General features: G+C 69.0%; 12 protein-coding genes. 9 read left to right on the top strand and 3 right to left on the bottom strand.

The features are described 5' to 3' along the window. Positions 1-453 precede the first annotated feature (453 nt). Entirely contained in the window at positions 454-852 is a 399-nt protein-coding gene (locus AB0E96_RS27760; protein ID WP_359828268.1) for a hypothetical protein, read from the top strand. A 94-nt stretch (positions 853-946) separates the two neighbouring features. Here AB0E96_RS27760 and AB0E96_RS27765 read toward each other — a convergent pair whose 3' ends face one another. Together AB0E96_RS27765 and AB0E96_RS27770 are read right to left on the bottom strand one after the other, a co-directional pair. Then, positions 947-1468: a GNAT family N-acetyltransferase gene (locus AB0E96_RS27765; RefSeq protein ID WP_359828286.1), complete on the bottom strand. Its 522-nt coding sequence runs from the start codon at positions 1466-1468 to the stop codon at positions 947-949. Positions 1469-1470: 2 nt separating this feature from the next. After that, entirely contained in the window at positions 1471-2421 is a 951-nt protein-coding gene (locus AB0E96_RS27770) for a hypothetical protein (protein WP_359828270.1), read from the bottom strand. Positions 2422-2977: 556 nt separating this feature from the next. On the opposite strand from AB0E96_RS27770, the gene AB0E96_RS27775 reads away from it, so the two are divergent. The 6 genes from AB0E96_RS27775 (at position 2978) to AB0E96_RS27800 (ending at position 6432) form a co-directional block, all read left to right on the top strand. Then, positions 2978-3430 carry an ATP-binding protein gene (locus AB0E96_RS27775; protein WP_359828271.1) on the top strand — a complete coding sequence of 151 codons (453 nt, stop codon included), beginning with the start codon at positions 2978-2980 and terminating at the stop codon, positions 3428-3430. Beyond that, positions 3427-3612 (top strand): hypothetical protein, encoded by a 186-nt coding sequence (locus AB0E96_RS27780; RefSeq protein WP_359828272.1) that lies wholly within the window; start codon positions 3427-3429, stop codon positions 3610-3612. The genes AB0E96_RS27775 and AB0E96_RS27780 overlap by 4 nt, the downstream gene beginning before the upstream one ends. A gap of 20 nt (positions 3613-3632) precedes the next feature. Beyond that, positions 3633-4775, top strand: a complete 1143-nt coding sequence (gene amcB / locus AB0E96_RS27785; RefSeq protein ID WP_359828274.1) for a cyclophane-forming radical SAM peptide maturase AmcB — start codon at positions 3633-3635, stop codon at positions 4773-4775. Then, positions 4772-4936: a multiple cyclophane-containing RiPP AmcA gene (gene amcA, locus AB0E96_RS27790; protein ID WP_359828276.1), complete on the top strand. Its 165-nt coding sequence runs from the start codon at positions 4772-4774 to the stop codon at positions 4934-4936. The genes amcB and amcA overlap by 4 nt, the downstream gene beginning before the upstream one ends. A 67-nt stretch (positions 4937-5003) precedes the next feature. After that, complete coding sequence (locus AB0E96_RS27795) at positions 5004-5693, top strand: pentapeptide repeat-containing protein (protein ID WP_359828277.1); 690 nt, start codon at positions 5004-5006, stop codon at positions 5691-5693. 22 nt (positions 5694-5715) lie between these two features. Then, on the top strand, positions 5716-6432 hold the full coding sequence (locus tag AB0E96_RS27800; RefSeq protein WP_359828279.1) for a hypothetical protein: 717 nt from the start codon (positions 5716-5718) through the stop codon (positions 6430-6432). An 85-nt stretch (positions 6433-6517) separates the two neighbouring features. Here the strand turns inward: AB0E96_RS27800 and AB0E96_RS27805 are convergent, their stop codons facing one another. Then, positions 6518-7198 (bottom strand): hypothetical protein, encoded by a 681-nt coding sequence (locus tag AB0E96_RS27805; RefSeq protein ID WP_359828281.1) that lies wholly within the window; start codon positions 7196-7198, stop codon positions 6518-6520. A 518-nt stretch (positions 7199-7716) separates the two neighbouring features. Here AB0E96_RS27805 and mobF point away from each other — a divergent pair. Continuing rightward, positions 7717-12756 carry a MobF family relaxase gene (gene mobF / locus AB0E96_RS27810; RefSeq protein ID WP_359828282.1) on the top strand — a complete coding sequence of 1680 codons (5040 nt, stop codon included), beginning with the start codon at positions 7717-7719 and terminating at the stop codon, positions 12754-12756. A gap of 136 nt (positions 12757-12892) precedes the next feature. Then, the gene (locus tag AB0E96_RS27815; RefSeq protein WP_359828284.1) at positions 12893-14131 is read left to right on the top strand and encodes a hypothetical protein; all 1239 of its coding nucleotides are present in this window, start codon (positions 12893-12895) and stop codon (positions 14129-14131) included. The last annotated feature ends 166 nt before the right edge of the window (positions 14132-14297 follow it).

Genomic DNA, 14297 nt, shown 5'->3' on the forward strand with positions numbered 1-14297 from the left:
CCGCAGGGCGTCGGCAGCTTCTCCTGGACAGCGGAATCAGGCTGATAGTCAAGCCCGGACCTGCTCTCCAAGCCCGGGTCGAGGTCCCGGAGGACTTGGCTGCCCGGCTCAGGGAAGCGGTCACTCGGAGCGGATCGACCACCGCCTCGGGTGGCGAACCCCCTTCGGCTCAGGTGGAGAACACCGTCACGTCGGGTTGATGTACTGGCGCGTGCCACTGCCGGGGTCTCGGGCATCATGACCATCGACCACGGGCGTATATCGAGAGGATCGGTGCCTCAGGTGTCTGGAAGCGGACGGGCAGCATTGACGGAACTGTGGAATCGGCGGTGGCCCAGCTGCCCTCCGGTTGGGCACCAACTCCGTGGCCCTTACCGAGATCTCTGGGTCCGCTTTCACAGCCTGCCGGAGTCGAAGCGCTACCCGCAGGACGAGACCGAGTACGCAATCGTCTTGGAGCGCTACAACACCGTCCTCGACGAACTGTTCGCAGGCGAGGATGTGTACGTGATCATCCCCAAATGGACGGCGGAGCCCGATGTGCCGCCTCACCAACCAGATGCTGGCTACTGGCAGAGCTTGCTGATCCACGACGACCCTGCCCCGGAGTTCCGCACCTACTACCACCTCTTCGCTGCTCGCCGGCCCTGGCAACGTGGGTGCATCGACGACTTGCTGCGTGACGTTGCCGACGACAAGACTGCGGACGTCCTGGTCGCCGATGCCCGTCTGGAGCGCATCCACCATCCTTATGACGGTGGCGCCGACGTTTTTCTCGCCACGCCCGAAGAGCGGGATCGATTGCGGGACCGGCACTCCAGTTGGCTGTCCAGCCACCCGGCCGGTCTCTGACCGGCTCGAATATCTACTTCGTCCCGCGTTCGACGAGTGGGCAGTTCCCGAGCCCGAGCAGGTACTGGTCTCGGGCTTGCCGATTCGGACGCTGTCAGCGTGGGCGGATCATGGCGGTGAGCCGGGGCGAGTCAGGCGAGGGCTGCTGGCTGTTGAAGGCCTGGTAGCCCCAGGACTCGTACAGGGCCTGGACCTTGCCGTCCCCGGCGAGCGGATTGACCATCAGGGTGACGCGGTCTTCGGTGCGGTGGGCGAGGAGTTCGTCGTGGATACGGCGGGCGGTACCGGTACCGCGCCAGGGGATGCGGACGCCGATTTCCTTGATGACCAGTACGGGGGTGTCGGTGAAGCCATCGGGCAGCGGTCCGCTCATGCGCTTCCAGTACCGGTCGTCGGCGTCGGCGGTGTTGCCGTAGGCGTAGCCGATCGGGACGTCGCCGTCGTAGCCGAGGACGAGCGCGAAGCCGGGCTCGGTGGCGTGGCGGTCGAGTCGCTCGGCGAATGTCTGGACGCGGTAGTTGGCCAGGTGCAGCAGGGGCGCCCGCACGTCGGCGTAGACGTCCAGCAGGTCCTGGCGGGCCCGCGCGGTGAGGTCGGTGTGGTGGCGGAGCTCGATCGTCACGCGGTGGTCCTCCTGGTGTTGTGTGCGTACTCGGCCCAGGAGCGGGCCAGGCTGCTGCCATCGGCCAGGTCGCTCAGCTTGGTACCGAAGGCGTTCAGCATGCCGGTGACGCGGGGGTGGGCGGAGACCTCCGCCGGGACCGACATGGCGGTGGCGACAGCGGGTTCGAGGTCGCCCTGGCCGAGCTGGGCGTGGGCGAGGCGGACGGTGGTGATCGCGTGCGAGCGCTGCATGGCGCCCCGGCGAAGCGCCATGCTGCGGTGCGCGTGAGCTTCCGCTTCCTCCCAACTGCCGGCCGAGAGGTAGGCGGCCAGGGCCAGGGAGTCGAGTTCGGCCTGGTCGTAGAAGGCTGTTATCCACAGTGGGCGTGACGCGCCGGAGTCGGCCCGCTCCAGGGCCTCCTGTGCGTGCCCGAGGGAGCGTCGCACGGCATTGGTGTCGCCGGTCAGGCCGTGGATGGCCGCATGGCGGGCGTGTCCGAGGGAGGCGAACAACGGGTCGCGCCGGGCGATGGGCAGGTTGCGGGCCACATCGTTGGCCGCAAGCGCGTCACCGGGCCGGCCGAGATGCCGGTAGAGGCTGCCGGCGTGGGACCAGATGCGGAACTGGATGGACGAGTCACCGGACATGGCTGCCAGGGAGGCAGCCTTCTGGTGGTACTGGAGAGCGGTGTCGAAGCGGCGGCCGTCGATGGCGGCCCACATCGCGCTCGACATGAAGGAGGCCGCGCTGGCGTACAGCTGAGCCCTGATCCGCTGGGTGGCGGTACCGCGCTCCTGCAGGGCGAGCGCTTCGTCGGCCAACTGGCCCGCCCGGGTCTCGATGCTGAGGCGACCGCCGTGGCGGTGGTCGCTGGCGACGACCTCGGCGAAGCGGGCTTGCAACTGTTGGACGTCGCCGATTCCGATCCGACGTGGTCCGGCCGCGGCGCCCGTGAGTGCGGCCACGGCGGTGCCTCCAGCGGCTGCTACGAAGTCGCGTCGCCTCACGTCTTCCTCCGATGTGCTGCGTCGGGCTCGTCCCGTGGGGACGAATCCCAGTTCCTCGGGTGGGCAGTCGAATACTGCCGTGAGCGCAAGGCGGATCTTCACTGGCGGCCAACGGGTCTGACCGGTCAGCCAGTTGTGGACCGTGCGCTCTGATACTGTGCCGAGCTTCCCCGTGAGGATCTTGACCTCGGCGTTCACTTCGCGGGCTAACTCTGCCTTCGTCATGCGGCGTTCGGCCATCCGGAGGCGGAGTGCGACGTTGGCCACCATGCGATCAACGTAGCCGCGGTGTCACGTGGTGTGCAGGGGGTCGGGTAATGAGGCGGTCAAGTTTTCCGGTCGAGCGGGGACCAGAGGGACTCGTACTTTGCCTCACCGAGCGGTAGCTGACGGTCGTTCACTGGTTACGCGAGGCCGTCCTCCTCTCGGGGACGGCATCTGGTGCCAGGCCCGTCCTGTGTTCCGGGCCTGGCACCGGCCAACCCTCAACCGCACTCCAACCAGGAGTTCCGCCATGGCCTTCACTGCTGGCATGCCTTCGGGAGCCGAGCCAACGGCTGCCGTGACCGCAGCCATCAGCGGTACAGAGTTGGTCGGCGTGGATCTGCCTTACCGGGCCGAGTCCGTGTCTGCCGCCCGTCGGCTGGTGCGCGTGCAGCTTGCGGTCTGGGGCCTGGAGCACTTGGCCGAGGACGCCCAGGTGATCGTCTCGGAGCTGGCGACCAACGCGTCCAAGACCGGGTGCCGGCTGCGAATGCGGGTCGAGATCGAACGGCTCACCGAGAAGGCGGTTCAGATCCGCGTCACGGATGGTTGTCGCATCCTGCCGGTCATGGTCAAGGCCGATGGGCAGGACGAGGGCGGCCGGGGCATCGCACTGGTCCACCACCTCACCGGCGGCCACTGGGGCGCTGACCAACTGCCGAACGGCAAGACCGTCCATGCCGAACTGGGGTCCGTGGCATGAGCACCCAGCACCGCGGCCCCCACCGTGACCTGCTCGGCGAGGCCATGAAGGCCCTGGTGGTGTCCGGCCACCTCGTCGTGCTCGGTCTGCTCGGCTACCTGGTCGAGCACCAACCGCCTCAGTACCTGCCGCTCGCCGCAACCAGCGCGCCGGACGCCGACCCGGGCACCGAATCCCTCTGACCGAGTGAGGAGCCAGCACGATGCAGACCTTGGCCCGCTACCGGCGCCGCATCGCCCGCCGTCCGAACACAGTGGTCGTGCAGCCCGACGGCTTCTGCAACCTCAACTGCACCTACTGCTACCTGCCCGACCGAGGCCGGCGCACACCAATGCCGGTGGCGGTCGCCGAGGCGGTGGCCCGGTCGATCGCCGAGTTCGCCGACACCACGACCTCCTCGCCCATCGAGGTCCTGTGGCATGCGGGCGAGCCGCTGGCCGTTGGGCGGCAGCGGTTGGCCGAGCTGCTGGCCCCGTTCGAGCCGCTGCGGCAGGCCGGCCTGGTCGAGCACTCGGTGCAGACCAACGCGGTACTGATCAACCCGGCCTGGTGCGACTTCCTGACCGAGTACGGGTTCCGGATCGGGGTGAGCATCGACGGCCCGGCCGCCCTCAACCGCCAGCGCGTCGACTGGGCCGGACGCCCGGCCTTCGACCGGATCATGAAGGGCATCGGCCGACTGCGGGAGCACGAGGTCCGGTTCTCCGCCATCGCGGTCGTCAGCGCCGAGAGCATCGGAGACCCGGAAGGGCTGCTGGACTTCATGGCCGGCCTGGGCTGCCACAGCGTTGGGTTGAACATGGAGGAGACCGAGGGCGTCAACACCGGCCGGGCGGTACCCACCGTCGAGCAGGCCCGCGAGTTCTGGCGCCGCACCATCGCCTGGTCGAGGCGACACCAGGAGCTGACCGTCCGCGAGGTCGACCGGCTCGGCAGCTACCTGCGGTCCGCCCGTACAGCGGGTCCGGCCGCGTGGGACGACGTGCTGATCGACCCGATCCCGACCGTCTCCGCCGCCGGGGACGTGGTCCTGCTCTCGCCCGAGTTCGCGGGCATCAGCGACTCGGCATACAACGACTTCCGGGCCGGCAACGTCATGGAGCTGACCATCGGCTCCATGCTGGACCGCGCGCACCTCCTGCGGTACGTGCGCGAGTTCCTGACCGGCCTGGATGAGTGCGAGGCCCGGTGCGAGTTCTTCGGCTTCTGCCGGGGAGCCCAGGCCGGCAATCGCTACTTCGAGAACGGGCGCCTGGACACCACCGAAACCAACTACTGCCGCGTGTCCAGGCAGGCCCTCGTCACAGCACTTTCCGATAGCGTCCGAGAGGAGCAAGCAGCATGACCATCCTCGAACTGCTGGCCGCCACCGATTCCCCCGTGGTGGCCGACCTGACGTCCAGTCACCCGGTCGCGGTCGCCAAGTTCGACAACCGACCGACCTGGGACAACGTCGGCTCGTCCTTCGACAACCGGCCCACCTGGGACAACAAGACCAGCAAGTAGCACCACCTGAGCACCCGGGCCCGCACCGCGCGGTGCGGGCCCGGCCCGACAGAGCGGAGCCCCACCCGTGGACAGCATCACCTTCGGCCGCGTCACCGTCACCCTGCCCACCCTGGACGAGCCCGGCCTCTACCTGTCCAACGTCACCTCCCTGGACTCCGCCCGGGGCATCGTCCAGGACTTCCAGTACGGCGACGCCGACCTGCGGGACCTGGACCTGTCCGACACCAGCCTCATCACCGGCCGCGTCAAGGGACTGCGGGCCGATCGCGTCCAGCTCGACAAGGCCCGCCTGGACTCCGTCGAGTTCGACACCTGCGACCTGGCCACCGCCCGCATCGCCGACAGCAAGCTGTCCCGCGTCACCTTCCGCAACTGCAAGATCATGGGTGTCGGCCTCACCGGCGTGGCCCTGGACAACGTGCTCTTCGAGAACTGCAAACTCGACTACGCGACCTTCGAGCAAGTCCGCGCCACCGGGCCGGTCGCGTTCTCCAAGTGCGTGCTCACCGAAGCGTCGTTCACCGGCTGCGACCTGACCGGAGCGGTCCTGGACGCGTGCGCACTGCGGCTGACCGAGTTCGGGCGGGGCAAGTACCAGGGCCTGGACCTACGCGGCAACGACCTGACCTCGCTGCGGGGCGTCGCCCATCTCACCAAGGTGGTCATCGACCGGGCCCAGCAGTCTGAACTCGCCGAAGCCCTGATCGCGGAGCTGGACGTGACCTTCGGCGACACCCTGAACCAGCGCCGGTGACCCGAACCGGGAGGAGCCCGGATTGAACCTCGCCATCGCCCACACCGACCCCGCCGCCCTCATCGCCCGCTGCGAGATCGCTGGTGTCCGCACCGTCGGCGGCGAGCCGGAGTACGAACCAGGGGCCGTCCTTCCAGCCGGCCCCTGGCAACCCCTGACGGCCGACCTGGCCGCACGACTCAAGCCCAGGGCCCAGACCGCCGACAACACGCTGGTGGAGCTGGTCAAGCTCCCCGACGGCCCGGTGCCCGCGAGCCTGGCGGCTTTGGCCGACCCGCTCGGGGATCCGGACGCCGTGCACCTCGGCCAGGCCGCCAGCCCCGCCAAATCGCTGACCACCACTCCCAACTACCAGGACGGCCGCCGCATCGGACTGCACGTCGACAACTGGGACCGCCTGGACTACCAGTCCAAGCACACCGGCCGACGGCGCCTGTGCTTCAACCTCGGCCCAGGAACCCGCTACCTCCTGCTCGCCGACCTCGACATCCGCACCATCTGCCGCACCCTCCACGCCGACCCCGCCGGCCGCTACCCCCACACCGACGACCTGCGGTCCTACGTCGCCGGTCGGCAGCCGCTGCGGGTCTTCCGCATCCGGCTGGCCCCGGGCGAGGGCTACATCGCCCCCACCGAACTGCTGCCCCACGACGGCTCGACCGAGGACCAAGCCGAGCCGTCCACGGCAGTGTTCTGGCTCGGTCATTGGCCGCGCGGCGTCCTCTCCGCAGTGGTCTGATCTGGTGAGTGGAGCTGGGCAAGCCGGGGACATGCCCTTCCTGTACGGGTGACCGGGCCCCGTACGCCGCTGCGCAGGTTGGCCGCTACGCGGCGTAGGTGACTCCGTCGAACGTGAACGCCCCACCGCGCGAGATCGGTACGGCGATGGGCTCGGCGACGCCGGTCGTGGAGTCGACTACTCCGAAGCCCATCGCCGGGCGGAAGGGCGAGGTCGTCGACGTTGTGGTGCGGCGAAGCGTTCCGATCTCGAAGCCCCAGAGAGTTTCGGCCGCCGGGTCGCCGATCGGGATCTCTCCGATCAGCGCGAGGCCGCTGGTTCCGCTGCAGATGATGGAGTGTCCGAACCCGCGGGCGAGCAGGATAGCGAGCGCGCCCGGATAGCGACTGGAGCCGGGGCCGGTCGCGCTGAGGCTCAGCCACCCCGGTGCGACCGGGTGGATTCCGGCGACGACCGCAAGGCCCAGATCGGAGATGACTGCGGGCCAGCATGGACACGGGCCAGCTGCGAAGTAGGCTCCGCCTGCTCCAGCCCCGGCCTGGATGACGACGTCTCCTGAGTAGACGGCGCGTAGCTGAGTGAGGGCGCTCATGGTGCATTCGGAGCGCTTACGAGTCGAACTGGGTTGGCTGGCGCTCATGACAACCACCCGGTCCGGCTGCCAGTCACGAACGAACCGGATCAGGTTCATCACGGCGCGCGGATGGCGGCTGGGTGCCAGCAGGTCTGCGGCGACGACCACCCGCTCGCCGACGGTCGGCGGCACGTAGCCAGGGCGCGAGCGGAGCAGCTGCGCGAGTGGCGCGTCGGCGTGAGCAGTACGAGGTACACGGTTCGTCACAGGGGCGGCATCCCAGGGAGTCGATGGGGATCGGTTCCATTGCTCCGCAGCAGCAGGGAGCAACTCTCATCAGAAGAGCGAGTGGCCCTTTCTGGCCGTGACTCTAGCTATAAAAGCCCAGCTCGGAAAACCCTTGTCTTTGCGGCTGATAAGCCCTAAGAAGTGACGATAAATATCGAGAGATGAATGACAGGAAAACCGTCACTTCGCGATCATGGGCTCATCGACTCTGCAGGTCAGATGCGATGAGTCGAGGTCACCTGGCATCACCGTCTGCTCCACTCGAAGATATCCAGACACCTCTTGCAGATATTCTGAGCATGGTCCGCTGCGCGGGGCTAAAGTGCTCGCATGGCATTTGATGAGGCAGGTGAATCGGCGGCGCGAATAGCCGGCACATCCACCCTCATCCGGGATCGGAAAAGCTGGGGGCGGTCGCGTTGATGACCATCCACAAGCTCACCGCCGGCAACGGCTACACCTACCTGACGCGCCAGGTCGCGGGCGGCGACGTACAGCGTCAGCGGGGTCAGTCCGCCGGGGAGTACTACACCCAGAAGGGCAACCCGGCGGGCATCTGGCTCGGCCGTGGTGCGCCCCTGCTCGGACTCGACGGGACCACCGTCACCGAGCAGCAGATGAAGCACCTGTTCGGCCTGGGCCAGCACCCGGACGCCGAACGCATCATCGCCGAGCACCTGGCCGCCAACGTGCGCGCCGACATGGACGAGGACCAGCTCAAGGCCGTCCAGGCCGCCGCGATCAAGGCCGCCACCCTCGGCCGCAAGTACCCCGAGTACGAGCCCCTCGATCCGTTCGCCGAGCGCGTCGAACGGCGCCTGGCCGTCATCGAGAAGGAGACCCGGCGCACCCCCACCAGCGCCGAGATCAAGAAGGTCCAGCACGAGGAGTCCCGCCGCCAGCGCGCCGCCGTCGCGGGCTTCGACCTCGTCTTCGCCCCGGTGAAGTCCGCCGCGGTGCTGTGGGCGCTGGACGAGCGACCGGAGGTCCGCGCCGCCGTCCGCGAGGCCCACGAGGCCGCCCGCGACGCCGCGCTGGAGCTGCTGGAGGAGAACGCCGCGCACACCCGCACCGGCAGCACCGGCCAGGCCCAGATCGACACCAAGGGCCTGGTCGCCGTCGCGTTCGACCACTACGACAGCCGGGCCGGCGACCCCAACCTGCACACCCACGTCGTCATCGCCAACAAGATCCAGGGCGCCGACGGGAAGTGGCGTTCGCTGGACGCCCGCGGCCTGCTGGCGATGACCGTCGCCACCAGCGAGTTCTACAACTCCCGCTTCGAGACCGAGCTGACCGCCCGGCTCGGCGTCACCTTCGAGGCCCGCGAGGACTCCGCCACCAAGCGCCAGCCGGTGCGCGAGATCGTCGGCGTCCCCACCGAGGCGATCACCCACTTCTCCTCCCGCCGCACCGAGATCGAAGCCCGCTACGAGCAGCTCCTTCGGGAGTACCGGCGCGACCACGAGCACGACCCCTCCCGCGGCATGACCCACCAGCTCGCCCGCCAGGCCAACCTCGACACCCGCGAGGGCAAGAAGGCCGCCCGCTCCCTGGAGGAGATGCGCGCCGACTGGACCCACACCGTCACCACAGCCCACGGCCAGGACATCGTCCGGCGCGTGATGGCGGCCGTCCCCGCGCCCGAAAGCACCCCGGCCACCGCTCGGCAGGAGGAGACGAAGCCGGTCGAGATCCCCACCCTGGCCGCCGCCGTGATCACCGCCGTCGGCGAGGAGCGCGCGGTGTGGACGGTGTGGAACCTGCGCGCCCACGCCGAGCGCCTGGTCCGCTCCGAGCACCCCACCACCAGCACCACCGAGCACCGGCAGCTGGTCGAAGCGATCGTCACCGAAGCCGTCTCACCGGCCCACAGCATCCGCGTCGACGCCCCCGCGCTGCTCGACGAGCCCGAGGAACTGCGCCGTGCCAACGGCGACTCCGTGTTCGTCCAGCACGCCTCCACCCGCTACACCAGCACCGCCATCCTGGACGCCGAGCGCCGCCTGGTGGACGCTGCCCTCACCCCCGTCAACGAGGGTCTGAACCCGGCCTTCGTCGGCGCCGCGATCGACGGCTTCGAGGCCCGCCACCGCGCCCTGGACGAGGGCCAGCGCGCCCTCGTCACCGCGTTCGCCACCGACACCCGGCTGGTCTCCCTCGGCCTCGGCCCGGCAGGCTCCGGCAAGACCACCGCGATGCAGGCGTACGTCCACGTCGCCAACCAGGCCGGTCAGCGCGTCGTCCCGCTCGCCACCTCCGCGGCCTCCGCCGCCGTCCTCGCCCGCGACCTCAAGCAGCCCGCCGAGAACCTCCACAAGTTCCTCTGGGAGCACACCGGCGGCACCTACGCCGCCCAGCTCAGCACCGGCCAGAACGTGCCGTCGAACCGGGCCGGCTTCGTGCTGAACCCGGGCGACGTCGTCCTGGTGGACGAGGCCGGGATGGCGGGCACCCTGAACCTGGACCGCCTCACCCGCATCGCCGCCGAGCACGGCGCGAGCGTGCGCCTGCTCGGCGACTACCGCCAGCTCAGCAGCGTCGAAGCGGGCGGAGCGCTGCGGCTGATCGCCGCCGAAGCCGGCGCCGTCGAACTCACCACCCTCCACCGGTTCAGCGACAAGGACGAGGCCGCCGCCACCCTCAAGATCCGCACCGGCGACAGCTCCGGTCTGGACTTCTACTTCGCCAACCAGCGGGTGGTCAGCGGCTCGCGCACCGCCATGGTCGAAGCCGCCTACGAGGGCTGGAAGGCCGACATGCTCGCCGGCCGCACCACCCTGATCAGCGCCCGCACCGGCACCGACGTCACCGCCCTGTCCGCCCGCGCCCGCGAGGACCGCGTGGCCGCCGGCCAGGTCGAGACCGACGGCGTGCTGCTGCGCGACGGCAACCGCGCGGGCCGCGGCGACTGGATCGTCACCCGCGAGAACAACCGCAAGATCACCACCAACCGGGGCGCGGACTTCGTCAAGAACGGCGACGCCTGGCAGGTCCTCAAGCGTCACGAGGACGGCTCGCTCAAGGTCCGCCACCTGGAGCACCGCGGACGCCTCACCCTGCCCGCCGAGTACGTCGCAGCCAACGTCCAGCTGCTCTACGCCTCCACCGTCACCCGCTCCCAGGGCGGCACCGTCGACACCGCCCACCCCCTGGTCACCGACGACACCACCCGCGAGGAACTGTACGTCCAGCTCAGCCGCGCCCGCCACAAGACCACCCTCTACACCGCCACCCACGAGCTGCTGCCGTTCGACACTGACGAGCAGCTCGACCAGCCCAAGAACGACCCCAACTCCTTCGCCGCCCGCGAGGTGCTGGAGCGCGTGCTGGGCCATGAGGGCACCCAGCTCTCCGCCACCGAGACCATCCGAAGCGCCCAGGAGGAGGCCGTCTCCCTGGCCACCCTGGCGCCCCGTCACCAGCACGCCGTCGAGATCCTGACCACCCCCTGCTACCACCAGCTGATCCACCGACTCCTCGGCCCCGCCCTCGCCGAGCAGATCACCACTGACGACGCGATGACCGCCGTCACCCGCGCCCTGCGAGGCGCCGAAGCCGCCGGCTGGCAGCCCGAGCGCCTGCTCGCCGTCGCCACCTGGCGCGGCGACCTGACCACCGCTGACTCCCCGGCCCAGGCCCTCGCCTGGCGCCTGAACACCATCACCGACGACCGCCCCGCACCCGCCCACCTCAACGCCCCCACCACCACCGACACCACCCGCTACGCCGCCCTTGTCGCGCAGCTCACCGGCCTGCCCGCCCACCGCTTCGACCCCGAGGCCGCGACCACTGAACCGGCCGCCCTGCGCATCGCGCCCGCCGCTGCCCAGGCCGCCGACGCGCACCCGCACGTCGCCGCCGACACCCTCAACCGCTACGCCGACGCCGCCGCCACCGCGCTCAGCACCACCACCGACCGCGTCACCGCCCACCCGCAGTGGCCCCACCTCGCCGGCGCCCTGGCCGCAGCCGAGCGCACCGGCCGCGACACCACCACCCTGCTCACCACTGCCGCGAACCAGACCATCGGCGCCAGCGACCCGGTCACCGCCCTGACCCGAGCCGCCCGCACCAACCTGGCCACCGACGGCATCCCCGAGACCCATCAGCAGGCCCCCGAAGCCCTCCGCCACCAGGCCCTCGCTGCCACCGTCCTCGGCAACGAGCACGCCACCCGCGCACTGGGCGAGAACACCTGGCCCGCCCTCACCGCCGCCCTGCGCCGCGCCGAGACCGCCGGCCACGAACCCGCCACCCTGCTGCGCCAGGTTGCCGAACAGCGCCCGCTCACCGGCGCCGACAGCCTCAGCCAGGTCCTCGCCTGGCGCGTCGGCCGCCACCTCGCCGCCGACGCCCCGGTGACCGCCGCCCAGCAGGGTGACCGCGCCGAAGCGGAGCTGTGGCGCACCCTCGCCTGGACCCTCAAGACCATCGAGAACACCGGCACCACCGCGGAGACCACCCTCACCGGGGCGACCGGCCGCACCGCGCTGCCGGAACTCCTCCAGTACGCCCAGCAGCAGGCCCTCGCCCACACCCATGACGCCTCCGGCCGCGCCGACCTCCCCGCCTGGATCAGCCCGGTGCCGCACTCCACCGCCGCCAACCCGCGCCACCACGAGTACCTGCGCCACCACGAGTACCTGACCGAGAGCACCACGCTGATCGCCAACCGCGTCTCGGTACTCGGCGACCGCACCCTGGAGAACCGGCCGGAGTGGAGCCGCACCCTCGGCGAAGCCCCGACCGACCCCACCCTGCGGAACCAGTGGGAGAAGCAGCTGGCCGTCGTCGCCGCCTACCGCGACCAGTACCGGATCACCGACGACACCGCCGCCCAGCCCGCCGGCCCCTACATCGAGGAAGGCCGAACCGGCCACAACGCCTACTGGACGGCCACCGAAGCCGCCATCGCCGCCCGCCGCATCACCACCTCGAACGCCCCGGCGACGGCCCCCGCTGACAGCGACCAGCAGGCCCTCCGCCGACTCGCCGCCGACGTCTACCGCACCCTGCCCGAGACGGACCAGGCCGAGATCCTGCGCACCGTCGCCACCCGGACCGGCGCCACGTGGCTCGCCGACCGACCGCGCCTGGACGACGCCGCCCTGGCCCAGCAGCACGTCGCCGAACACGTCAGCACGGTCCTCGCCGAACGCCGCCAGCTCACCACCGAGGCCACCCAGCCCGAGCAGCCGCAGGTGGAGGAACGCCGCCAGCCGACCCTCGCCGAACGCCGCCGAGCCGGCCGCCAAGCTGAACTCCAAGCCCACCGCGAACAACTCCAGCAGCGTGGTGGACGGCCCACCCGGACTGTCCGGCCCGCGCCCAGTCGCTGGGCCGAGTCCGTCGAACAGCGACAGGTTCAGGACTCGGCCCAGCGCCCCGCCGTTCCGCAGCCGCAAGTTCAGCAGCTGCCGCCGGTTCGCCGGGATCAGCGCGGTCCGCGAATCCGCTGACGCTCATGATGCTTCGATGCCGAGGTATTCAGGTCCGGGGCCAGCGCCAGATCCAGCGAAGCGTCCTCTCGTACTCAGGGCATCGCCTGTCCTCAAACTGTGCTGGATACCACGGCTCCCCGTATAGCATGCGCCCATGGACCGGCCTAGTGACACAGCCCAAGGCTCTGCCTGGATTCAGAATTTTCCGCAGGAGGAGCAGCGACTAGCTGAGCTTCTGTTGAATAGCCTGCAGATTTGCTTCGATAGCAGAATCCGAGCCGAGCTCGCGCAGGTGCTGTTCAGTGTGCAAGAACGTATCCAGATGCCGGCGGTCGTCGTTCCGGTTAGGGAGCTTCCGCTGCCGGAGGGGGCTGACGCGACCCAGGATTCCGACAGTGCTTCGTTCTTTGCTCCCCTGGACCAACCCTTCAGGCCACTAGCGGGGAGTGAAGGCCTGGTAGGGAACGTGATCCGTGAAACGCTTGGCCTTTACCCAGATGCACAGAAGGTCTCCTACCCGGAATCAATTGACTCCATGAGAAGGAGTAGGACGCGCAGCATTATTTTGGTCGAAGACTTCTGTGGGACGGGAAACAGGGTGAGGGGCTACGTGAACGCGTGGATGCGCAATAAGACCATTAGGAGTTGGCACTCCTATGGATTTATTCGCTTCCACCTGGTCACCTTTGCCATCTCTCCCAAAGCACTGCAGGCACTCGAAAAGGATCCGAGGATCCATGCCGTCCACTCCGCAATGTCTGCAGCCGACTTCTCTGCTGCCCAGTGGACTTCCGATGAGACGGCTGAAATTCGCACGCTTTGTCAAAAATACTCAAGAATAAATAGTATGGCATTGGGGTACGAGGGATGTGAGAGCCTATTTGTGATGCAGCACACTGTTCCGAACAATATCCCTGCCATATTGTGGCAAAATCAAGCCAGGGGAATTTTGCCATGGGTCCCCCTATTTAAAGATCGGCGAATGAGCCCAGAAATGCAACGCGACTGGGGTGACTACAGTCTGGAGGGGCGCGTGGCGCAGGAGGAGATGAGCCTTCGGCGCTTTGAAAGTGCTGGCGATTTCTCCGGGTCTGCTGATGGCCTCCCCGCCTTCGTTGTCGAGGTGCTGGAAGCTGCGGAGCGTGGTATCCGCGACGCTGAACGAGTGTCACGCGCGCTGGGCCTGGCCGAGACGAGGGCGCTGACGATCAAACAACTCTGTGTCCGCATGGGCCTGCTCGATGCTCGCGGCCGCCTCACTGACGCGGGCCGGAGGGTACTTGCGGCGAGGCCGCAAGCGGGGGGCCGGCGGAAGGTAAGCCTGTCAAGCGGGTTGATCGCGAGTGATGCTCCCTACTATCCTCGCTCGTTGAGGGGAGTCAGTGGTGTCTAGTGTCGGTCGGTACCGTAGGTGTCGACGCCACCGGGCTAGGACCGGGGCTTGTGCAGGCGGCGGGCTATCCGCACGCTTGGATCAAACCCGCGCTTCGCCTCTTGACGCGAACCGCGCTGCTCCTGCGAGGTCTTGGGCGCGGTTCACGCCACGACTGCGTCGCGGA

Source organism: Kitasatospora sp. NPDC036755 (assembly GCF_040636595.1).
GTDB lineage: Bacteria > Actinomycetota > Actinomycetes > Streptomycetales > Streptomycetaceae > Kitasatospora.

Excerpts from the sequence above, each read along its gene's own strand:
- AB0E96_RS27780 (WP_359828272.1), top strand. The coding sequence starts at position 3,427 with ATGAGCACCCAGCACCGCGGCCCCCACCGTGACCTGCTCGGCGAGGCC.
- mobF (WP_359828282.1), top strand. The coding sequence starts at position 7,717 with ATGACCATCCACAAGCTCACCGCCGGCAACGGCTACACCTACCTGACG.
- AB0E96_RS27815 (WP_359828284.1), top strand. The coding sequence starts at position 12,893 with ATGGACCGGCCTAGTGACACAGCCCAAGGCTCTGCCTGGATTCAGAAT.
- amcA (WP_359828276.1), top strand. The coding sequence starts at position 4,772 with ATGACCATCCTCGAACTGCTGGCCGCCACCGATTCCCCCGTGGTGGCC.
- AB0E96_RS27775 (WP_359828271.1), top strand. The coding sequence starts at position 2,978 with ATGGCCTTCACTGCTGGCATGCCTTCGGGAGCCGAGCCAACGGCTGCC.
- amcB (WP_359828274.1), top strand. The coding sequence starts at position 3,633 with ATGCAGACCTTGGCCCGCTACCGGCGCCGCATCGCCCGCCGTCCGAAC.